The 20,531-nt window shown below is 69.6% G+C and carries 20 protein-coding genes; 10 read left to right on the plus strand and 10 right to left on the minus strand.

Annotated elements, in window-relative coordinates; translation table 11 throughout:
- Positions 1-267 precede the first annotated feature (267 nt).
- Positions 268-1,959: a fumarate hydratase gene (locus ACIHFB_RS28035; RefSeq protein ID WP_400128313.1), complete on the minus strand. Its 1,692-nt coding sequence runs from the start codon at positions 1,957-1,959 to the stop codon at positions 268-270.
- Positions 1,960-2,114: 155 nt separating this feature from the next.
- Here ACIHFB_RS28035 and ACIHFB_RS28040 point away from each other — a divergent pair, with 155 nt between their 5' ends.
- Positions 2,115-2,804 (plus strand): DUF1707 domain-containing protein, encoded by a 690-nt coding sequence (locus ACIHFB_RS28040; protein ID WP_365284279.1) that lies wholly within the window; start codon positions 2,115-2,117, stop codon positions 2,802-2,804.
- 173 nt (positions 2,805-2,977) lie between these two features.
- Complete coding sequence (locus ACIHFB_RS28045) at positions 2,978-3,355, plus strand: WhiB family transcriptional regulator (protein ID WP_365284282.1); 378 nt, start codon at positions 2,978-2,980, stop codon at positions 3,353-3,355.
- 73 nt (positions 3,356-3,428) lie between these two features.
- On the opposite strand, the gene glpX is transcribed toward ACIHFB_RS28045, so the two are convergent.
- A complete protein-coding gene (glpX, locus tag ACIHFB_RS28050; RefSeq protein WP_365284285.1) occupies positions 3,429-4,463 on the minus strand; it encodes a class II fructose-bisphosphatase in 1,035 nt (344 codons plus the stop codon).
- A gap of 128 nt (positions 4,464-4,591) precedes the next feature.
- On the opposite strand from glpX, the gene ACIHFB_RS28055 reads away from it, so the two are divergent.
- The gene (locus ACIHFB_RS28055; protein WP_400128317.1) at positions 4,592-5,113 is read left to right on the plus strand and encodes a DUF4245 domain-containing protein; all 522 of its coding nucleotides are present in this window, start codon (positions 4,592-4,594) and stop codon (positions 5,111-5,113) included.
- An 81-nt stretch (positions 5,114-5,194) separates the two neighbouring features.
- Here ACIHFB_RS28055 and ACIHFB_RS28060 read toward each other — a convergent pair whose 3' ends face one another.
- From ACIHFB_RS28060 to ACIHFB_RS28075, 4 genes are all read right to left on the minus strand, one after another.
- The gene (locus ACIHFB_RS28060) at positions 5,195-5,785 is read right to left on the minus strand and encodes a malonic semialdehyde reductase (protein WP_365284289.1); all 591 of its coding nucleotides are present in this window, start codon (positions 5,783-5,785) and stop codon (positions 5,195-5,197) included.
- Between the two features lie 139 nt (positions 5,786-5,924).
- Positions 5,925-6,176, minus strand: a complete 252-nt coding sequence (locus ACIHFB_RS28065; RefSeq protein ID WP_400128319.1) for an exodeoxyribonuclease VII small subunit — start codon at positions 6,174-6,176, stop codon at positions 5,925-5,927.
- Between the two features lie 9 nt (positions 6,177-6,185).
- Complete coding sequence (gene xseA / locus ACIHFB_RS28070) at positions 6,186-7,394, minus strand: exodeoxyribonuclease VII large subunit (RefSeq protein ID WP_365284293.1); 1,209 nt, start codon at positions 7,392-7,394, stop codon at positions 6,186-6,188.
- 47 nt (positions 7,395-7,441) lie between these two features.
- On the minus strand, positions 7,442-8,815 hold the full coding sequence (locus ACIHFB_RS28075; protein ID WP_400128322.1) for an APC family permease: 1,374 nt from the start codon (positions 8,813-8,815) through the stop codon (positions 7,442-7,444).
- 94 nt (positions 8,816-8,909) lie between these two features.
- Between ACIHFB_RS28075 and ACIHFB_RS28080 the strand changes: the two genes are divergently transcribed.
- Entirely contained in the window at positions 8,910-9,977 is a 1,068-nt protein-coding gene (locus ACIHFB_RS28080) for a 4-hydroxy-3-methylbut-2-enyl diphosphate reductase (RefSeq protein WP_400128324.1), read from the plus strand.
- A 29-nt stretch (positions 9,978-10,006) separates the two neighbouring features.
- Positions 10,007-10,753, plus strand: a complete 747-nt coding sequence (ppgK, locus tag ACIHFB_RS28085; RefSeq protein ID WP_400128326.1) for a polyphosphate--glucose phosphotransferase — start codon at positions 10,007-10,009, stop codon at positions 10,751-10,753.
- 20 nt (positions 10,754-10,773) lie between these two features.
- Here ppgK and ACIHFB_RS28090 read toward each other — a convergent pair whose 3' ends face one another.
- The gene (locus ACIHFB_RS28090; RefSeq protein ID WP_400128328.1) at positions 10,774-11,334 is read right to left on the minus strand and encodes a DUF6542 domain-containing protein; all 561 of its coding nucleotides are present in this window, start codon (positions 11,332-11,334) and stop codon (positions 10,774-10,776) included.
- 174 nt (positions 11,335-11,508) lie between these two features.
- Between ACIHFB_RS28090 and ychF the strand changes: the two genes are divergently transcribed.
- The gene (gene ychF / locus ACIHFB_RS28095) at positions 11,509-12,618 is read left to right on the plus strand and encodes a redox-regulated ATPase YchF (protein ID WP_400128330.1); all 1,110 of its coding nucleotides are present in this window, start codon (positions 11,509-11,511) and stop codon (positions 12,616-12,618) included.
- Between the two features lie 94 nt (positions 12,619-12,712).
- Here ychF and ACIHFB_RS28100 read toward each other — a convergent pair whose 3' ends face one another.
- The gene (locus tag ACIHFB_RS28100) at positions 12,713-13,651 is read right to left on the minus strand and encodes a helix-turn-helix domain-containing protein (protein WP_365284305.1); all 939 of its coding nucleotides are present in this window, start codon (positions 13,649-13,651) and stop codon (positions 12,713-12,715) included.
- 129 nt (positions 13,652-13,780) lie between these two features.
- Here ACIHFB_RS28100 and ACIHFB_RS28105 point away from each other — a divergent pair, with 129 nt between their 5' ends.
- Positions 13,781-15,127, plus strand: a complete 1,347-nt coding sequence (locus tag ACIHFB_RS28105) for an FAD-binding oxidoreductase (protein ID WP_400128333.1) — start codon at positions 13,781-13,783, stop codon at positions 15,125-15,127.
- A 114-nt stretch (positions 15,128-15,241) separates the two neighbouring features.
- Positions 15,242-16,690, plus strand: a complete 1,449-nt coding sequence (locus ACIHFB_RS28110; RefSeq protein WP_400128335.1) for an ATP-binding protein — start codon at positions 15,242-15,244, stop codon at positions 16,688-16,690.
- A 1-nt stretch (position 16,691) separates the two neighbouring features.
- Here the strand turns inward: ACIHFB_RS28110 and ACIHFB_RS28115 are convergent, their stop codons facing one another.
- Positions 16,692-17,642: an LLM class F420-dependent oxidoreductase gene (locus ACIHFB_RS28115; RefSeq protein WP_400128337.1), complete on the minus strand. Its 951-nt coding sequence runs from the start codon at positions 17,640-17,642 to the stop codon at positions 16,692-16,694.
- On the minus strand, positions 17,639-18,424 hold the full coding sequence (locus tag ACIHFB_RS28120) for an ABC transporter ATP-binding protein (protein ID WP_400128340.1): 786 nt from the start codon (positions 18,422-18,424) through the stop codon (positions 17,639-17,641). Before ACIHFB_RS28120 ends, ACIHFB_RS28115 begins: the two co-directional genes overlap by 4 nt.
- A gap of 255 nt (positions 18,425-18,679) precedes the next feature.
- Between ACIHFB_RS28120 and ACIHFB_RS28125 the strand changes: the two genes are divergently transcribed.
- Positions 18,680-19,711, plus strand: coding sequence for an ABC transporter substrate-binding protein (locus ACIHFB_RS28125; protein WP_365284315.1), 1,032 nt, complete (start codon positions 18,680-18,682; stop codon positions 19,709-19,711).
- Positions 19,712-19,751: 40 nt separating this feature from the next.
- Positions 19,752-20,489, plus strand: coding sequence for an ABC transporter permease (locus ACIHFB_RS28130; RefSeq protein WP_365284317.1), 738 nt, complete (start codon positions 19,752-19,754; stop codon positions 20,487-20,489).
- The last annotated feature ends 42 nt before the right edge of the window (positions 20,490-20,531 follow it).

Genomic DNA, 20,531 nt, shown 5'->3' on the forward strand with positions numbered 1-20,531 from the left:
GGGGACGTGGCGGGGGTGTCCGCCCGCAGCGGTTGGCGCGTCAACACGGGCACCTCTCCAAGAGACCGATTCCGCGCCGTGCCGAGGACGGACACCCCCGCCACGTCCCCGGCGGGGGGGGGTTTTGCGCCCGGGGCGGTTCGGGGGGGGGGGGGGCGGGGGGGGGGCCCCCCCCCCCCGGGGTCGAAGGGGCGGAGCCCCTTCAGGACGGGACGGGTAGGGGCGGCGGGGGCGAAAATCCACCCCCCCCCCGCACCCCACCAGGCACTACACCAGCCCAGGCCCCCGCACAGGAATCGACGTGAACGTCGGCGCAGGCGCCGGATCCTGGAAGAAGTCGTTGCCCTTGTCGTCCACCACGACGAACGCCGGAAAGTCCTCGACCTCGATCTTCCAGACCGCCTCCATGCCGAGCTCCTCGTACTCGACGACCTCGACCTTCTTGATGCAGTCCTGCGCAAGACGGGCCGCGGGCCCCCCGATGGAGCCGAGATAGAAGCCACCGTGAGAGCCACAGGCGTCAGTGACCTGCTTGCTCCGGTTGCCCTTGGCGAGCATCACCTTCGACCCCCCGGCCGCCTGGAACTGCTCGACGTAGGAGTCCATCCGCCCGGCGGTCGTCGGCCCGAAGGACCCCGACGCGTACCCCTCCGGCGTCTTGGCCGGCCCCGCGTAGTACACCGGGTGGTCCTTCAGGTACTGCGGCATCTCCTCACCCGCGTCAAGACGCTCCTTGATCTTGGCATGCGCGATGTCACGCGCCACGACCAGCGGACCGGTGAGCGAGAGCCGGGTCTTGACCGGGTACTTGGTCAGCTCGGCGAGGATGTCGTCCATCGGCTGGTTGAGGTCGATCTTGACGACGTCGGAGGACTCGTCGAGGTGCTCGTCCGTCGTCTCCGGCAGGAACCGCGCCGGGTCCGTCTCGAGCTGCTCCAGGAAGACCCCCTCGGTGGTGATCTTCGCGAGGGCCTGCCGGTCGGCGGAGCAGGACACGGCGATCGCAACCGGACACGAGGCCCCGTGCCGCGGCAGCCGCACCACCCGCACGTCATGGCAGAAGTACTTGCCGCCGAACTGCGCCCCGATCCCGATCTGCTGCGTCAGCTCGAAGACCTTCTCCTCCAGCTCCTTGTCCCGGAACCCGTGCCCGAGCGGCGAGCCCTCGGCCGGGATCTCGTCGAGGTAGTGCGCGGAGGCGTACTTGGCGGTCTTTAGCGCGTACTCGGCGGAGGTACCACCGACGACGATCGCCAGGTGGTACGGCGGACAGGCGGCCGTACCCAGCGAACGGATCTTCTCCTCCAGGAACTTCATCATGGAGGCCTCGTTCAGAACGGCCTTCGTCTCCTGGTAGAGGAACGACTTGTTGGCCGAGCCGCCGCCCTTGGCCATGAAGAGGAACTTGTAGGCGCCGCCGTCGGTGGCGTACAGCTCGATCTGGGCCGGGAGGTTGGAGCCGGTGTTCTTCTCGTCCCACATGGTCAGCGGGGCCATCTGGGAGTAGCGCAGGTTGAGGTTCAGATACGCGTCGTGGATGCCGCGCGACAGCGCCGCCTCGTCCCCGCCCTCGGTGAGCACGTTCTGCCCGCGCTTGCCCATGACGATCGCCGTACCGGTGTCCTGGCACATGGGCAGCACACCCGCGGCCGCGATGTTCGCGTTCTTCAGCAGGTCCAGCGCCACGAACTTGTCGTTGCTCGACGCCTCGGGATCGTCGATGATCCGCCGCAGCTGGGCGAGGTGCGCGGGCCGCAGATAGTGCTGGATGTCGTGGATGGCCTCCTCGGAGAGCTTGCGCAGCGCCTCCGGCTCGACCTTGAGGAACGTCCGCCCGTCGGCCTCGAAGGTGGAGACACCCTCGGAGGTCACCAGCCGGTACGGGGTGGTGTCCTCTCCCATGGGGAGCAGATCGGTGTACGCGAACGCAGGGTTGGGCGGGGGGGAAGTACGCGGCATCTCAGCCCATTCCTCACTCGGCAGACGGCTGCCCACCTCCATTGGCGGGCCTCACCAGCCTAGAACCTGTCCAAGGACGGAAGCTTGTGAGGTAAGGCTCAGTTGGTTGCCCACAGGCCTGGTCGCGATCTATCGCGTTTCGGTAGTCTGCTGTCGTGGACCTTCAGAAGCACACCGAACCCGCGCCCGCGGCGACCGAGCTCCGCGCCTCGGACGCCGACCGCGACCGCATCGCCGACATCCTGCGCGAGGCCCTGGCCGAGGGCCGCCTCACCGCGGACGAGCACGCCGAGCGGGTCGAGGGGGTGCTGAGCGCCAAGACGGTGGGCGAGCTGGAGGTCTTCATCCGGGACCTGCCGGCCGCGCACGAGCGACGCACCGCCCCGGCCTACACCCCGGCCCCGAACCGCCCCACCGACGCGATACCCACCGACCCTGACGACAATGTGGTGGCCGTCTTCAGCGCCGCCGTCCGCAAGGGCCGCTGGCGCGCGGGCCGCCGTATCCATGCGTACGCGATCTTCGGCAGCGTCGAGATAGACCTCAGCGAGGCGCTCTTCGAGTACCGGCAGATCGTGATCAAGGCCATCTCGGTCTTCGGCAACGTCGAGGTCCGCGTCCCGGAGAACGTGTCGTTGCGCGGCACCGGCGGCGGCGTCCTCGGCAACTTCGAGGTGGACACGCTCGATTCGGTCGAACCCGATGCTCCGGTTGTGTACGTCGACGGCTGGGCCGTCCTCGGCAACATCGAGGCAAGGCCCAAGCGGGGCAAGGCGGTTGCGGACATTCTGGATCGGGTGCATCGCAAGGTCGACAAGAGTTTGCGGAAGCATTTGGATCGTTGACGGTTGTGAAGTCTCTGCCTTCGAAGGGGGTTTGAAGACATTCGGCGGCCGTACGGCATCGCGCACGAAGCGCCGTATTCCAGCGGTTCGGAACACAGTGCATAGGCGTGCGCACAGCGGGTATCCCTTGCTGCATCGTCTCTCGCTCGCGAAGCCGTCGTCAGGAGTAGACCGTGCTGCAACCGCCGCATTCGTCCCTGCAGGTCGCTGCCGTTCCGGCCCAGCGGGTGCCAGTGCGAGACAGGGACCAAGACGCCCCTTGGCACACCGAGGCGGTGTGCCGGCGCGATGAGGCCGGCCTGTTCTTCGCCCCCTCCAAGGAGCCCACCGCCGCCCGCCTCTCCCGGGAGGAGGCGGCCAAGCGAGTCTGTGCGCGCTGCCCGGTCATGGTCGAGTGCCGCGAGCACGCGCTCCTGCAACCCGAGCCCTACGGCGTCTGGGGCGGCCTCACCGCCGCCGAGCGCCGCGTGGTCCTCGCCCGGCGCCGCCGCCGCGACATGGAACTGAAGAAGACGGCGAGGGCGGCGGGCCGCATAGCGCAGGCGGGCTGAGAAGCAAACGAAGGGCGCCCCCACCGCACCGGGGGCGCCCTTTCGATGCCGGTGAGTCCACCGACCTGCCGACCTACTTCGCCCGATCGAAGTCGATCGCGCTGTACGCCCGCAGCTTGCTCAACCGGTGCTCGGAGTCGATCCTCCGCACGGTCCCCGACTTCGACCGCATCACGATCGAGTCGGTCGTGGCGTTCTCCGACCGATACCGCACACCTCGCAGCAGCTCACCGTCGGTGATGCCGGTCGCGACGAAGAAGACGTTCTCCCCGGAGACCAGGTCCTCGGTCAGCAGCACGCGGTCCAGGTCGTGCCCGGCATCGAGCGCCCGCTGCCGCTCCTCGTTGTCCTTGGGCCACAGCTTGCCCTGGATCGTGCCACCGAGGCACCTCACGGCGCAGGCCGAGATGATGCCCTCGGGGGTGCCGCCGATGCCGAGCAGCATGTCGACGCCGGTGCCCTCGCGCAGCGCGTAGATCGAGCCCGCGACATCGCCGTCGGAGATCAGCTTGATGCGCGCGCCGGCCTCCCGGATCTCCTTGATGATGCCCTCGTGGCGGGGCCGGTCCAGGATGACCACGGTCACGTCCTCCGGCGTGGACCGCTTCGCCTTGGCGACCCGGCGGATGTTCACCGCCACGGGCGCGTTGATGTCCACGAAGTCGGCGGCCTCGGGGCCGGTGACCAGCTTGTCCATGTAGAAGACGGCGGACGGGTCGAACATCGACCCGCGGTCGGCGGCCGCGAGTACCGCGATCGCGTTCGGCATGCCCTTGGCGGTCAGCGTGGTGCCGTCGATCGGGTCGACGGCGATGTCGCACTCGGGCCCGGTCCCGTCACCGACCCGCTCCCCGTTGAAGAGCATCGGGGCTTCGTCCTTCTCGCCCTCGCCGATGACGACGACGCCGTTCATCGAGACGGTGGAGACTAGGGTCCGCATGGCGCGTACGGCAGCACCGTCGGCGCCGATCTTGTCGCCGCGCCCGACCCAGCGGCCCGCGGCCATCGCCGCGGCTTCGGTGACCCTGACCAGTTCCAGGGCGAGGTTGCGGTCGGGGGCCTCGGAGGGAACTTCGAGCTCGGACGGCAGATGATGATTCTCGGTCATCGGAACGCACCTTTCTGATACGGCGACGGCCGGATGAGGGTGATGGTCATGACTCTATCGTCAGGTCGACAGAATGAGCAGGGGGCCCCACGGATGAGCGGACCGGGGCACCTGCGACGATAGAGGGCGTGGCAGGTTCGAACGGCAAGCAGAAGACGGTCCGGGACATGGTTCTCTCCCTGGGCCTGATCGGGATCATGGCGGGGGTCATCTACCTCTTCATCCCGCACGACGACTCGGAGCCCGACATCAAGCGGGTGGACTACCGCGTCGAGCTGCTCACGGCCCGCCGTGCGGCGGCCTACCCGGTGGCCGCGCCGGAGGGCCTGCCGACGACCTGGAAGGCGACTTCCGTCCGCTTCCAGGGCGACGACTTCGACTCCTGGCATCTCGGCTTCCATACTCCCGACGGTGAGTACGTCCAGATCGAGCAGTCGACTCAGAAGCCGTCGACGTTCATCGACGAGACCACACAGGGCTCGGAGGAAGCGGACGCCAAGCAGGAGATCGGCGGCCGGACGTGGACGCGGTACACCGGCGGCCGGTACGACGCGCTCGTCCACGAGGCCGACGGGGCGACGACCGTGGTGGCCGGCACGGGCTCGTTCAAGCTGCTGACGGAGATGGCGCAGGCGCTGAGGACGCCGTGAACGGGCTTCAGGCGCGATGAACGTACGGAGGGCCCCCGGCGGTGACGCCGGGGGCCCTCCGTACGTTCACCGCGCCGTCGGTCAGACGGTGGTGACGACCTGCTCGAACTCCAGTCGCGGGGAGCGCGGGAACCAGGCGTCCTCGCCCGGCTTGCCGATGTTGACGACCATCAGCGGGGTGTGGTCGTCGTCCAGGAACTCCTTGCGGACGCCCTCGAAGTCCAGGCCGGTCATCGGGCCGGCGGCGAGGCCCGCGGCGCGGATGCCGATGACGAAGTACGCGGCCTGGAGGGCCGCGTTCAGCGAGGCGTTGCTCTCCCGGACCGCACGCTCGCCGAAGACGGCGTCCTTGGCCTGCGGGAAGTGCGGGAAGAGGTGCGGCAGCTCCTCGTGGAACTCGTTGTCCGCGGAAAGGATCGCGACCAGCGGGGCAGCCGCGGTCTTGGACTGGTTGCCCTCGGCCAGGTGACGCACCAGGCGCTCGCGGGCTTCGGTGGAGCGGACCAGCGTGATGCGCAGCGGCGACTGGTTCATGGAGGTCGGGCCGTACTTGACCAGGTCGTAGATCGCCTGAACCTGCTCGTCGGTCACCGGCTCGTCGGTGAAGGTGTTCGCGGTGCGGGCCTCGCGGAACAGCAGGTCCTGGGCGGTGGGGTCGAGAACAAGAGACATGCGTGAACCTTCTCGGTATGTACGTCGACCCCGGAAGCGGACCGGGGTCCGGTTGACGCTCCCGACCGTACGCCGCTGAAGTTCAAGCTTCAACTAAAACCAGGGCGTGGTGATCCACATCACAGATCGCCCAGGTTGCTTACTCCGAGTCGTCCTCGGTCTCGGCCGCTTCCTCCTCGGCCAGCGCGGCGTCCAGCCGGGCCCGCGCCCCTTCCAGCCAGCGCCGGCACACCTTCGCCAGCTCCTCGCCCCGTTCCCAGAGCGCGAGGGACTCCTCCAGCGTCGTACCGCCCGCCTCCAGCCGCCGTACGACCTCGATCAGCTCGTCCCGAGCCTGCTCGTACCCCAGCGCCTCGCCCGCGGCCACGCTCTCCTCCACCTTGCCGGTCATCCGCCCACCTTATTGGTCGACTCGGACAGCGAACTCACCCTCGGCGACCCGCGCCCGCAGTGCCTCGTCCGCCGTCACCTCACCGGGATCCCGGACCACATGCCCGTCGGACTTCTGGAGCACCGCGTATCCCCGCTTCAGGGTCGCCGCGGGGGACAGGGCCACCACGCGCGCGTGCGTGTGCGTCAGTTCCGAGTCGGCCCGGTCGAGGAGGTGGCCGAGGGTGCGCCGGCCGCGGTCGAGCAGGGACGCCACATGATCGGCCCGCTCGTCGATCATCCGGTGCGGATCCTCTATCGACGGACGGGCCAGCGCATGGGCGAGCCCCCGCTCCTCACGGTCGATGAACGCCTCGACACACCGCCGGGCCCGGTCGCGCAGCATCCGCACCCGCTCGTACTCCTCGCCCACGTCGGGCACGACCTTCTTGGCGGCGTCGGTGGGGGTGGAGGCGCGCAGATCGGCCACGTAGTCGAGCAGCGGGGTGTCGGGCTCGTGCCCGATGGCGGACACCACGGGAGTACGACAGGACGCGACCGCCCGCAGGAGCTGCTCGTCGGAGAAGGGCAGGAGGTCCTCCACGCTGCCGCCGCCGCGCGCGACGATGATCACGTCCACGTCGTCGATCGCGTCCAGGTCCTTCACCGCCTGTACGACCTGCGGCACGGCGTGCACGCCCTGCACCGGGACGTTGCGCACCTCGAAACGGACGGCCGGCCAGCGGTGCCGGGCGTTCTCCAGGACGTCGCGCTCGGCGGCGGAGGCCCGTCCGCACACAAGCCCGATGAGCTGCGGCAGGAAGGGCAGCGGCTTCTTCCGCTCGGCCGCGAACAGCCCCTCCGCGGCCAGCGCCTTCTTCAGCTGCTCCAGCCGGGCGAGCAGCTCCCCGACCCCCACGGGCCTTATCTCGGCGGCCCGCAACGACAGTTGGCCCCGCGGGGCGTACCACTCCGGCTTCGCGAGTACGACGACCCGGGCGCCCTCACTCACCACGTCCGCCACGGCATCGAACACCTGCCGATAACAGGTGACGCTGACCGAGATGTCGTACGACGGATCCCGCAGGGTCAGAAACACCACCCCGGCACCGGGCCGCCGCGAGAGCTGGGTGATCTGCCCCTCGACCCACACCGCCCCGAGCCGGTCGATCCAACCCCCGATGAGCCGCGACACCTCACCGACGGGCAGGGGCGTTTCCGCGGACGTGTTCAAGGCCATGCGGCGAGCGTAGCCGTCGCCTCGGACACCGCCGCCTCACCGCCCGGCTAGCCGGGCACGTCGGCCGTGCGCCCCCGCTGCGCCACCAACACCAGGACCCCCACCACAAACCACACGGCCCCGACCACCTGCGCCGCCCCCGAGGCCTCCACGATCACCGCGACCGTGATCGCCGCCCCCACCACCGGCACCAGCACATGCCGCCACCAGACGACCGGCCCGCCTCGCCGCCGCACCGCGAACCACCCCACCACGCTCGCGTGCAGCAACGTGAACGCGGTGAGCGCCCCGATGTCGACGACCGACACCAGGTGATCCATCCCGTCGTCCCGTCGAGCGGCCCACACCGCGGCCACCAGCGTGATCACCGCCGCGCACAGCAACGCCACCCGCGGCACACCGGCGTCGGTCCTCGACAGCGCCCGCGGCAACCGCCGGTCCCGCCCCATCGCGAACAACAGCCGCCCCGCGGCCGCCTGTCCGGCCAGCGCGGCGAACGCGGCACCGATGGCCTTGCTCGCGGCGACCAGGTCGTGCAGCCAGGTCCCCACCGACACGTCCACGGCGTCGTAGAAGGCGGACCCCTGCTTCACCGGATCCGCCGCCAGCTCCGCCGACGACACGGGCTCCAGCAGCGCCACCAGATACGCCTGGGCGACGAACAGCACACCGGCCAGCGCCAGACAGAACAGGACCGCCCGCGCCACCTTCTCCGACCCGCCCGTGACTTCCTCGGCGAAAGACACGATCGCGTCGAAGCCGAGGTACGACAGCACCGCGACCGACACCGCGCCGATCACCGCCGACAGCGCGAACGCGCCCTGCGTGCCGTCCCCGGACAGCGGCGAAAGCCACCCCCGCTCCGCCCCGTCCCGCGCAAGGACGACGACGGCCGACACGACGAAGACGACCAGCACCACGATCTCCATCGCCAGCACCAGGAAGCCCACGCGGGCGGCGGCCCGTACGCCCCACAGGTTCAGCAGCGTCGTGACGACGACCGCCAGCGCCGTCCACACCCACCGCGAGACCTCCGGCACAAGGGCGTTCATCGCGATGCCGGAGAACAGATAGGCCACCGCCGGGATCAGCAGATAGTCCAGCATCGCCATCCAGCCGGCGATGAACCCGGCATCCCGCCCGAGCGCCACGCGCGCGTACGCGAACACCGAGCCCGCCTGAGGGACGACCCGCACCATCTGCGCGTAGCTGAACGCGGTGAACGCCATGGCGACCGTGGCGACGATGTAGACGAGCGCGACCGCGCCGTGCGACTTGGCGTCCAGGGTGCCGAACACGCCGACGGGCGCCATGGGTGCGATGAAAAGCAGTCCGTAGACGACGAGATCCCGGAAACCGAGACTGCGCCGCAGCTCATGCTCGTGATCGACGGTTCGCGCTGCCGTGCCGGTCTCGGACATCACACCTCGCCAGTCGTGTGCTTCCCCACCCCTCCCAGTCCACGATCAGTCTCCCCAAGGACGCGATCTTTGACCCGCCGAGCGCGGCCTTACGATGGGACGCATGACTGCTTCGCCTGGCCGCCGTGTCCTGCTCGCCGCCCCCCGGGGCTACTGCGCGGGTGTGGACCGCGCCGTGATCGCCGTCGAGAAAGCCCTGGAGCAGTACGGGGCTCCCGTCTACGTCCGGCACGAGATCGTGCACAACAAGTACGTCGTGCAGACCCTGGAGAAGAAGGGCGCCATCTTCGTCGAGCAGACGGAGGAGGTCCCGCCCGGGAACATCGTCATGTTCTCCGCGCACGGCGTCGCCCCCGTGGTCCACGAAGAGGCGGAGCGCGGCCGGCTCGCCACCATCGACGCGACCTGCCCGCTCGTCACCAAGGTCCACAAGGAAGCCGTCCGCTTCGCCAACGACGACTACGACATCCTCCTGATCGGGCACGAGGGCCACGAAGAGGTCATCGGCACCTCCGGTGAGGCCCCCGAGCACATCACGCTGGTCGACGGCCCGGAGGACGTCGCCAAGGTCGAGGTCCGCGATGAGTCGAAGGTCGTCTGGCTCTCCCAGACCACCCTCTCCGTCGACGAGACGATGGAGACCGTCGACGCCCTGAAGGAGAAGTTCCCGCAGCTCATCTCACCGCCCAGCGACGACATCTGCTACGCCACGCAGAACCGTCAGCTCGCGGTGAAGCAGATGGGCGCGCAGGCCGAGCTGGTGATCGTGGTCGGCTCCCGGAACTCCTCCAACTCCAAGCGGCTCGTCGAGGTCGCCAAGCTCGCGGGTTCGCGCGAGGCGTATCTGGTGGACTTCGCCGACGAGATCGAAGAGGCGTGGCTCGAGGGCGTGACGACGGTGGGTGTCACCTCCGGCGCCTCGGTCCCCGAGCTCCTCGTCGAGCAGGTGCTGGAGTGGCTGTCCCAGCGCGGTTTCGAGGACGTGGAGCTCGTGAAGGCGGCCGAGGAGTCCATCACCTTCTCGCTGCCGAAGGAACTCCGTCGTGATCTGCGCGAGGAGGCGGCGGCGCTGGTCTCGGAGCGCGGCGGGGCGGGCACGGAGTCCTCCGGCACCGGGTCGGGCACCGGGTCGGGCACCGAGTCGGGTACCTCCGGGGAGTGACTGTCAGTCCACCGTCGTAGCGTAGAGCCATGCAGATCTTCGGCGTGGACATCGGTGGATCCGGGATCAAGGGCGCCCCTGTGGACCTGGACAGGGGCGACCTGGCTCAGGAGCGCCTCAAAGTACTCACTCCGCACCCGGCGACGCCCGACACCGTGGCCGACGGCGTGAAGGAGGTCGTCGACCACTTCGGCTGGACCGGCCCGGTCGGCATCACCTTCCCGGGTGTGGTCACCGGCGGCGCGACGATCCGCACCGCGGCGAACGTGGACAAGACCTGGATCGACACCGACGCGCGCGCCCTGCTCGGCGACCGCCTCGGCGGCCTCCCGGTGACCGTGATCAACGACGCGGACGCAGCGGGCGTCGCCGAGATGCAGTTCGGCGCGGGCCGCGACCGCCGGGGCACGGTGATCATGCTGACCTTCGGCACCGGCATCGGCAGCGCCCTCTTCATCGACGGCGTCCTCGTCCCCAACACCGAGCTGGGCCATCTCGAACTGCACGGCCACGACGCGGAGAAGCGCGCCTCCAGCAAGGCCAAGGAGGACCACGACCTGTCGTGGGAGCACTGGGCCCACCGCGTCCAGACCTACCTCGCCCACGTCGAGATGCTGTTCTCGCCCGAGCTGTTCATCATCGGCGGTGGAGTCAGCCGCAAGGCGGAGAAGTTCCTGCACTTCATCGAGGACATCAAGGCCGAGATCGTCCCGGCGCAGCTCCAGAACAACGCGGGCATCGTGGGGGCGGCGATGCGGGCGGCGAAGGAAGGCTAGGGCGAGAGGGGCAAGGGGGGCTATGCCCGTCGGCGGCGCATCATGCGGATCCTCCGCACCAGCACGATCAAGCCGGCGATCAGAGTCCCCCCGTACAACCACCCCGCCTGCGTCGCGAGCGCGGTGACCAGCCCCATCAGCAGCCCGTCGGCCCCGTTGCTCCCATTGGCCACGGGCAGCAGCCCCACGGCGAAGGCGATCGGCACCACGACGGGCGCCGTCACCAGGTCCGCCTTGCGGATCCACACCGCCGTCAGCGTGCACACCGGCAGGAACAGCACGCTGTACACCGTCAGCGACGACCCGAACAGCAGCCAGTCGAGACAGCCCAGAACGAGCATCACCGCTCCGCAGAACACCCCGCCGCCGAGCCCGGTGAGCCGAGGGTTCGGCATCCGGCGTACGGCCCGGGCGATCCGCCGTACGGCCAGCACCACCGGCGGGGCGGGCCGCCGTACGACTGCCGCCGCCGGACGACGCTGCGGCCGGCCATCCGCGCCCGCGCCCCGGCCCTGCGGGGGCAGGCGGGGGGCGCCCCGTGGTGTTCCGTACCGGGGGGACCGCGTCCTGTGTTGCTCCACTGGTCCAACCTAGGTCGGCTTATGTGCCGAATAGGCCGTCAGACACGCCGTTGGGGAGACGTTGGCCAAGCGTTCGATACGACGCGGATGGCCGGTGCGGCAGCCCGTAGACTGGTGGATCGGCCCTCAGGTCTCCTGTCCTCTCACGTCCACTCACGTACGGGAAGTCGCAACGTGTCGCTCACGATCGGAATCGTCGGTCTGCCGAATGTCGGCAAGTCGACCCTGTTCAACGCCCTGACCAAGAACGACGTGCTGGCGGCCAACTACCCGTTCGCCACGATCGAGCCGAACGTGGGTGTCGTCGGCGTCCCCGACCCGCGTCTGGCGAAGCTGGCCGAGATCTTCGCCTCGCAGAAGATCCTCCCGGCCACGGTCGACTTCGTGGACATCGCGGGCATCGTGCGTGGTGCGTCCGAGGGCGAGGGCCTGGGCAACAAGTTCCTCGCGAACATCCGCGAGTCCGACGCGATCTGCCAGGTCATCCGCGCCTTCAAGGACGAGAACGTCGTGCACGTCGACGGCAAGGTCTCGCCCAAGGACGACATCGAGACGATCAACACCGAGCTGATCCTCGCCGACCTCCAGACCATCGAGAAGGTCCTGCCGCGCCTCCAGAAGGAGTCGCGGATCAAGAAGGACATCGCGCCCAAGGTCGCCGCGGTCGAGGCCGCCAAGGAGATCCTGGACAAGGGCGACACCCTGTTCTCGGCGGGCATCGTGCAGGGCTCCGGCAACGAGGAGCTCCTCCACGACCTCCACCTCCTGACCACCAAGCCCTTCCTCTACGTGTTCAACGTCGACGAGGACGAGCTGATGGACGACGACTTCAAGAACGAGCAGCGCGCCCTGGTCGCCCCCGCCGAGGCCATCTTCCTCAACGCCAAGCTGGAGGCGGACCTCGCCGAGCTGGACGAGGAAGACGCCCTGGAGCTCCTCCAGTCCGTCGGCGCCGACGAGCCCGGCCTCGCCATCCTCGCCCGCGTCGGCTTCAACACCCTCGGCCTCCAGACCTATCTCACGGCCGGTCCCAAGGAATCCCGCGCCTGGACCATCAAGAAGGGCGCGACCGCCCCCGAGGCCGCCGGCGTCATCCACACCGACTTCCAAAAGGGCTTCATCAAGGCCGAGGTCATCTCCTTCACCGACCTCGTCGAAACCGGCTCGGTCGCCGAGGCCCGCGCGAAGGGCAAGGCGCGGATGGAGGGCAAGGACTACGTGATGCAGGACGGGGATGTGGTGGAGTTCCGGCATGGAGGAACGTCCGGGAGCGGGAAGAAGTAGCTGCTCCACCGCCTTCCCGCCCGGCAGCTTGCCGATCTCCACCTTCCGCCCGTGCGAAGGCCGCGGCCGCGAGCGCGCCGGGTGGCGTACGGCGTCAGTGGGATGTGCGTGCTCCACGGCCGGCCGTACGGGCGAACTCGGCCGGCGTCTGACCGTACCGGCTCTTGAAAGCTCGGATGAAGTGGCTGCTGTCGGAGAAGTGCCAGTGGGCGGCCAGCTCCGAGACGCTCGGCCGGGCCGCTGGGCTGAGGAGTTCGAGGCGGGCCTGTTCGAGGCGGCGGCGGCGGATGTAGGCGCGGACGGTTTCCTCGGCTGCTGCGAATGCGCGGTGCAATGTGCGTATGGAAACCTTCAGTTCGCGGGCCAGCATTGCGGCCGAGAGGTCCGGGTCGGCGAGGCGGCTGTCGGCGAGGTCCATTGCCGCTTGGGCCAGTGCGCGGCGTAGTTGGGGCTCGGTGCCGTCGGGCTGCCGGCTCAGCACGCCTTTGGCCAGTTCGAGGAGGGCGCTGCGGGCGGCCAGGGCGCCGGCCGGGGTGAGGTCCTGGGCCGTCCGCTCGACCAGGTGGAGCTGGCCCAGGAGCAGGCGCATCTCGGCTGAGGACGCAGGTCCTGGGATGAGGCGGTCCTGGATCAAGTGGGACAGCGGGGCGGCGGGGAGGAGGAGTACGGTCGCGGTGGTCCCGCGGGCTTCCTCGAAGGTCGGTGGGCCGGAGCGGTGGAACATGAAGTGCCCGGCGGGGACGGTGAATTCGTCCTGCCGGGGCCGGCCGAAGCGCCAGGTGTTCCGGCGTACGACGTGCAGCACCACCTGTGCGTCACCTTCCTGGGCCGAGCTGCTGGCCGTGCCGCTCAGCGACTCGCCGCGGACATCGGCGATCACCGCATCAGCCACCGTGACGGCTCGGGCGCTCATCCCGAAGTCCCCGCCGCTGCCCGGCGTGAACTCGGGGGCCGGCAGCTGGGTGCCGAGCTGTTCCTCCCAGCCGCGCCAGAAGTCGCCGAAGCGCGATTCCACCGTATCCGGCACCGTCATGCTTGCCCCGTGTTCCCCGCGACGCTGGCGTTCCATTGGTCTGGCACTGACGTTCAAGCGTAAACGGAGTCGCAGTTCGTACGATCGGCATCGCAGGACGGAGATCATCAGCACCCGGAAAGGCACACCATGAGTTCCGCGAATGCGGTCGACCAACTGGCCCGCCGGCTCGGGGAGCGGCTGTCGCCGGACCGCGTGCACCGGCCCGGCGACCAGGCGCACACCGACGCATCGACGCTCTGGAACGGCGCCGTGACCACACAGCCGGCGCTGGTCGTGCGGCCCCGCACGGGCACCGAGGTCGCCGCGTCCGTCACCGCGGCGCAGGAGTTCGGCGTCGGTCTCTCGGTACGCGGTGGCGGCCACGACTGGGCGGGGCGGTCGCTGCGCGAGGGCGGGCTGACGATCGACCTCGGCGCGATGCGCGAGGTACGGGTCGAGGGCGACACCGCCGTGGCCGGCGGCGGCAGTCTCGCCGGTGATGTCGTCGCGGCCGCCGCCCCGGCCGGCGCGAACGTCGCCACCGGGACCGCCGGCCTGGTCGGCATGGCCGGGCTCACCCTCGGCGGTGGCTACGGCCTGCTGCTCGGCACGGCAGGCCTGGCCGCCGACAATCTGCTCGGCGCCGAGGTCGCACTCCCCGACGGCCGGCTCGTCTCCACCGCTGACGACCCCGGGCTGCTGTGGGCGCTGCGCGGTGGTGGCGGGAACTTCGGTGTGGTGACGTCGATGCGGATCCGCCTGCACCCCGACCGCGGGCTCGTCGGCGGCATGGTCATCTTCCCCTGGGACGAGGCGGCGAAGGTGCTGGCCGGGTACGCGGAGCTGACCGCGAGCGGCCGCGATGGGCTGACCCTCCTGGTCGAGATGACCTTCGTCCCCGGCATCGGGTCCTGTCTGCTCGCCGTGCCGGTCTGGTCCGGCGAGCCGGAGCACGCCGACGCCGCCATCGCCGATGTGCACCGGCTCGGCACCGCGCTCAACACGACCGTCGGCCCGACCACGCAGCAGGACCTGCTGGCGCAGTTCGACCAGGCCGTCCCGACCGGTATGCACTGGGACATCCGCACCCGCACCATCGCGGAGCTGACGCCTGAGATCATCGACCTCCTGACCGGCTTCGCGGAGGCACGTCCCGGGCCGGGAGCGGGCATTGGGCTGCGGCAGTTCCATGGCGCCGCCACCCGCGTCGGTGCCGACGACACCGCCTTCGGCCTGCGCACACCCCACGTCGTGGTCGAGATCTCGGCCGGCCGCGGCCCGGACGATGAGGCAGGCCCGTACCGCACGTGGGTCGAGGACGTCAGGTCGGCACTGGAGCCGCACGCCCTGCCCGGCGGCTACCCCAACTTCCTGCTGCCGGAGCAGACCGACCAGGTCGCGCACGCTTATGGCGCGCATGCGGCACGTCTGCTCGCTGCCAAGCAGACCTACGATCCGCAGGGAGTCTTCACGGCGACGCCGCTGCCCTATTGAGGTACGCATCGAGCGCCGCGCGGTCCAGCCCTTCGTCGCCGCCGCGTCGCGAGGTGAAGTAAGATTCAATCTACGTAAGGATCTGTCTACGTTAATTCCCCCAGGGAGTGCCTCGTGGAGTTCCAAGGTCGCGCCGGAGATCTTGAACTGCTGGCCGAGCAGTACCGGACGGTGGCAGAGGGGGGCGGGGCCACTCGGGGGCGGGCCGTGATCATGACCGGTCGGCGCCGAGTGGGGAAGTCGCGGCTGGTCCAGGAGTTCTGCGACCGGTCGGGAGCGCCGTACATGGTGTTCCAGGCCACCCGGGGGCGTAACCCTGTGACGGAGCGCGCCGACTTTGCCGCGACGCTCGCGCAGTCGGTGCTGCCGGGGGCGGAGCTGGTCGCCGGGCTTCAGGCGCAGGACTGGAACCAGGCCCTGCGCTCGCTGGCGCTCGCGGTACCCGATGACTCTCCCAGCATCGCCGTGATTGACGAGGTGCCCTGGCTGGTCGAGCAGGATCAGGAATTCGAGGGCGCGCTTCAGACGGTCTGGGACCGTCATCTGTCTTCCAAGCCCGTGCTTCTGCTGCTGGTCGGCAGCGATACGTCGGTGATGGAGGCTCTGCAGTCGTACGGGCGTCCGTTCTTCGGCCGGGCGGCGAAGATGACAGTCCGTCCGTTGAACCTGGCCGATGTGCAGGCCATGACCGAGCTCGACGCCGCCGGGGCCGTGGACGCCCAGTTGATCACTGGTGGATTCCCCGAGATCGTGCAGTCATGGCGGCCGGGAATGGGGCGTACGGACTTCTTGCAGGCTTCGGTCTCCAACCCTCTCTCGCCCCTGCTGGTGGCCGGCGAGCTGTCCCTGCTGGGCGAATTCCCGGAGGCTTCGCTCTCGCGGGCCGTGCTGGAAGCGGTGGGCAGTGGTGAGCGTACGTTCAGTGCCATCGCGGCCAGGGCCGGCGGCGCAGGCGCACTGCCGTCGGGCACGCTCTCCCCGCTGCTGGCCGTGCTCCAGGCCAAACGAGTCCTGGCCGCTGATCTTCCCCTGTCCGTCAAGGCGGACAGCAAGAACAAGCGCTACCGGATCGCCGACCCGTATCTGCGGTTCTGGCTGGCGTTCGTGGCCCGTGCGATCCCGCTCATCGAGCGCGGCCGCGGTGACTTGGCGCTGGAACGCATCGAGCGGTCATGGACCACGTGGCGCGGGCGGGCGGTCGAGCCGCTGATCCGCGAGTCCCTGCTGCGTCTGATGCCCGACGACGAGTGGCCCGAGACCGAGGCCATCGGCGGTTGGTGGAACCGTCAGAACAACCCCGAGATCGACCTCGTCGGCGCAGACCGCGAACCGGTGGCGCGGCAGGTGCACTTCGTCGGCTCGGTCAAGTGGCTGGAGACCCAGCCCTTCGGCCGTCATGAGTACGACGCCCTGGTACGTGACATGCTCGCCGTCCCCGGTGCCGCCACGGACACTCCGCTGGTCGCGGTATCCCGCTCCGGGGTGGCCGATGATCTGCCGCTCACCGCGCACTGGGGGCCGGAGGACCTCGTACGGGCGTGGTGGCCCCGAGGGTCCTCCTGATTCACGTGCCCAGTTGCGGAAGCACCTCCCCGGCGATGAGTTCCAGGTGGTCGAGGTCGGTGAAGTCGGTCAGGCGCAGGTGGATCCGGCTGGCGCCGATGGTGGCGAACTCGCCCAGGCGGTCGACGAGTTGGGACGGGGAGCCGATCAGGGGATCCTCCGGCGGCAGCGCGCTCTCGGTGTGCAGTGGGGCGGCGCGTCGCCGGGCGTCCGCGGGGGTGCGGCCGATGGCGACGACGACGCCGGCCGAGAGCACCAGTGGTGGACGACCGGTGTCGGCGCGGCCGGTGCGGGCGGAGGCCTCGGTGACCCGGCGGTAGGCCCGGGCCGTCTCGGTCACCGACTTGAAGGGCATGTTGAACTCGTCGGCGTATCGGGCGGCGAGCTCCGGGGTGCGCTTGGGTCCGCGGCCGCCGACGATGATCGGCGGGCCGGGCACCTGCACGGGCTTCGGCAGGGCAGGTGCGTCGAGCAGCCGGTAGTGGTTGCCGCGGTGGCTGAAGGTCTCGCCGACCGGTGTTCGCCACAGGCCGGTGATGACGGAGAGCTGTTCCTCCAGCCGGTCGAAGCGCTCCGAGGCGGCCGGGAACGGGATGCCGTACGAGATGTGCTCCCGTTCGTACCACCCGGCGCCGAGGCCGAGTTCGACCCGCCCGCCGCTCATCCGGTCGACCTGCGCCACCATCAGGGCCAGCGGGCCGGGCAGTCGGAAGGTGACCGGTGTGACCAGGGTGCCCAGCCGGATGCGGGAGGTCTCCCGGGCGAGCGCGGCCAGGGTGAGCCAGGCGTCGGTGGGGCCGGGCAGCCCGGGATCGGCGCCCATGGTCTGGTAGTGGTCGGCCCGGAAGAAGCCCTCGAAACCGCAGGCCTCGGCGCGTTGCGCGAACCGCAGCTGATCGTCGTGGTCGGCGCCGCGGTGCGGCTCGATGAAGACGCAGATCCGCAGGGTCATCGCCCCTCCGTTTCGGCCGGGGTGGGCACGGTCTGCTCCATCAGCAGCTCGTGCAGATCGGCGGTGCACCGGGCCACCTCGTCGAGATGCGCGGTACGGCCCAGCGTCCGCGGCCGGGGGATGCCGATGTCGACGATCTTGCGGATCCGGCCCGGGCGCGGGGTGAGCACCACCACCCGGTCGGCGAGCAGCACGGCCTCGTCTATCGAGTGGGTGACGAAGACGACGGTGGCGGAGTTCTCGATGTGGACGCGTTGCAGCTCCACCGCGAGTTCCGCGCGGGTCAGCGCGTCGAGTGCGGAGAACGGCTCGTCCATGAGCAGCACCCGCGGCTCGCCCATCAACGACCGGCACAGGGAGACCCGTTGCTGCATTCCGCCGGAGAGTTCGTGCGGCCGGTGCTCCTCGAAGCCGCTCAGTCCGGCTGTCTCCAGCAGCCGGCGGGCCCGGTCGCGGTACTCGGACTTGCGCCAGCCGAAGATCTCCACGGGCAGCAGGACGTTGTCGAGGACGGACCGCCAGGGCAGCAGGGCCGGCCGCTGGAACAGCATGGCGACATCCCGCCGGGCTCCGGTGACCCGCTCGCCGCCGATGGTGATCTCGCCCTCGGTGACCGGCAGCAGCCCGGCGATCAGCCGGAGCAGTGTGGACTTGCCGCACCCGGACCGGCCCACCACGGCCACGAACTCGCCCTCGGCGATGGGAAGGTCGATGCCCTGGAGCGCCACCGTCGAACCGGACCGGCTGGTGAAGCTCCGGGACACACCGGTGAGTCTGATCATCCGGCGGTCTCCCCATCCACTGGCGATCGCAAAATTGCCGGCCGGTTCGTAACGCCCGGTCAGGCTACCGGGGACGGGCCGCAAAACGGTACCTGTCGTTCTGTCGGTGAATTCCGTACATCTGGCCTGCAACTGCCCTGCTCTCGTACGCTGTTGTCCGCACGAAGTGTCATGCACCCGACGGTTCGATACGCCGTTCCGTTCCGTTTCGACGCCCCCTCCACCGGCCCGGCCGGCGGTCGAAAGGACAACACTGTGCGCATCAACAGGCTCACCCGTACGGTCGCCACGGTGGCCCTGGCCACGGCGCTGGCACTGGTGTCGGGGTGTGGCGGGTCGGACTCCGACGACGATGCCGGTGCGGACGGCAAGGCGCTGGAGAAGGTGACCTACCTGACCTCGTTCGGCAACTTCGGCCGGGACGCCTACGCCTGGGTCGCCAAGGACAAGGGGTACTTCGAAGAGGCCGGTTTCGACGTGGAGATCAAGCCCGGCCAGGGCACCGGCGGTGTGATTCCGGCCATCGTCAGTGACCAGGCGCAGTTCGGCCCGATCGACCTGACGGGCGGTCTGCTTCAGATGAGCAGCGGCCAGGCGAAGGACTTCGTCGCGGTGGCCGCCATCCAGCAGCACACCATGGCCGCCATCGCCACCACCGAGGGCAACGGCATCGCCGAACCGAAGGACCTCGAGGGCAAACGGCTCGCCGACACACCCGGCTCGGTCGTGCGCAACCTCTTCCCGACGTACGCCCGGCTGGCCGGAGTCGACTCGTCCAAGGTGACCTGGGTCAACGGCGACGCACAGACGCTGATGGGCACGCTCGCCAGTGGTTCGGTGGACGGCATCGGCCAGTTCGTGGTGGGCAAGCCGACCATCGAGGCGGTGACCAAGAAGAAGGCCGTCCTGCTCCCGTACAGCGATGTGATCCCCGATCTCTACGGAAACGTGCTGATCACGTCGGCGAAGCTCGCCAAGCAGGAGCCGGAGATGGTGAAGCGGTTCTCCGGCGCGCTGCTCAAGGGCCTGGAGTACAGCCTGGCCAACTCCAAGGAGGCCGCCGAGATCCTCAAGCGGAACGTGGACGCCACGAATCCGGCCGCCGCTGCCGCCGAGTTGGAGTTGATGGCCGCGTACGTCAAGCCGGCGGGTTCCGACGCGGCGATCGGGACGCTGGACTCCGCGCGGGTCGCGAAGAGCATCGCGCTGCTGAAGAACGCGGGAGCGCTGCCGGAAGGAATGACCCCTGAACAGATCATCGACTTCGATCTCGTACCGAAAGCCTGACCGCAGCGGCGGGACGGGCCTCGGCGCCGTCCTGCTCCCGTTGGCCGGACTGCTGGTCGCGGTCGGCCTGTGGTGGTTTCTCACGTCGGTGCTGGAGGTGATCCACCCGGCGATCCTGCCCCCGCCCGGCGCCGTGCTCTCGGCGTTCACCGCGGCCCCGGCCCGGTTCCTGGAGCACACCGGCGACACCACGGTGGAGACGGTCGTCGGGTTCGTACTCTCCAGCGCCTGCGGAGTTCTGATCGGACTGTCCCTGGCCGGCTCGCGGGTACTGGAGCGCATGTTCACGCCGCTGCTGGTCGCCGTCAACGCGGTGCCGAAGATCGCGCTCGGGCCGCTGCTGGTCGGGGCGCTCGGCTGGGGGCAGAAGCCGGTCCTGACCATGGTCTTCCTGCTCTGCTTCTTCCCGATCGTGCTGTCCACCGCGACCGGCCTCACCTCGACCCCGGCTGACCTGGCCGAGCTGGCGCGCTCGCTGGACGCCTCGCGCTGGCAGGCGTTCAGGAAGGTTCGGCTGCCCGCCGCGCTGCCGCAGATCTTCGTCGGGCTGAAGGTGGCCATGCCGCTGGCCGCGATCGGCGCGGTCATCGGTGAGTTCCAGGCCGGTGAGAGCGGGCTGGGCTATCTGATCGTGCAGGCCGGCGGGGTCGGCGACACCGCCACCGCCTGGGCGGCGATCATCCTGATCGGGCTGATGAGCATCCTGCTCTACTTCGCCCTGGTGCTGCTGGAGCGGTTCGCGCTGCCCTGGGTCAGGGAAACCACCTCGCGCGGCTGACTCCCGCAGGCCCGCTGATGGCAGGATGCGGGGACTGGAGGA

The organism is Streptomyces sp. NPDC051963 (assembly GCF_044593495.1).
In the GTDB taxonomy this organism is placed as follows: domain Bacteria; phylum Actinomycetota; class Actinomycetes; order Streptomycetales; family Streptomycetaceae; genus Streptomyces.

Coding starts and splice junctions, on each gene's coding strand:
- ACIHFB_RS28065 (WP_400128319.1), bottom strand. CDS start 6,176: ATGACCGGCAAGGTGGAGGAGAGCGTGGCCGCGGGCGAGGCGCTGGGG.
- ACIHFB_RS28120 (WP_400128340.1), bottom strand. CDS start 18,424: ATGATCAGACTCACCGGTGTGTCCCGGAGCTTCACCAGCCGGTCCGGT.
- ACIHFB_RS28035 (WP_400128313.1), bottom strand. CDS start 1,959: ATGCCGCGTACTTCCCCCCCGCCCAACCCTGCGTTCGCGTACACCGAT.
- ppgK (WP_400128326.1), top strand. CDS start 10,007: ATGCAGATCTTCGGCGTGGACATCGGTGGATCCGGGATCAAGGGCGCC.
- xseA (WP_365284293.1), bottom strand. CDS start 7,394: ATGGCCTTGAACACGTCCGCGGAAACGCCCCTGCCCGTCGGTGAGGTG.
- glpX (WP_365284285.1), bottom strand. CDS start 4,463: ATGACCGAGAATCATCATCTGCCGTCCGAGCTCGAAGTTCCCTCCGAG.
- ACIHFB_RS28060 (WP_365284289.1), bottom strand. CDS start 5,785: ATGTCTCTTGTTCTCGACCCCACCGCCCAGGACCTGCTGTTCCGCGAG.
- ACIHFB_RS28075 (WP_400128322.1), bottom strand. CDS start 8,815: ATGTCCGAGACCGGCACGGCAGCGCGAACCGTCGATCACGAGCATGAG.
- ACIHFB_RS28105 (WP_400128333.1), top strand. CDS start 13,781: ATGAGTTCCGCGAATGCGGTCGACCAACTGGCCCGCCGGCTCGGGGAG.
- ACIHFB_RS28115 (WP_400128337.1), bottom strand. CDS start 17,642: ATGACCCTGCGGATCTGCGTCTTCATCGAGCCGCACCGCGGCGCCGAC.
- ACIHFB_RS28100 (WP_365284305.1), bottom strand. CDS start 13,651: ATGACGGTGCCGGATACGGTGGAATCGCGCTTCGGCGACTTCTGGCGC.
- ACIHFB_RS28080 (WP_400128324.1), top strand. CDS start 8,910: ATGGGACGCATGACTGCTTCGCCTGGCCGCCGTGTCCTGCTCGCCGCC.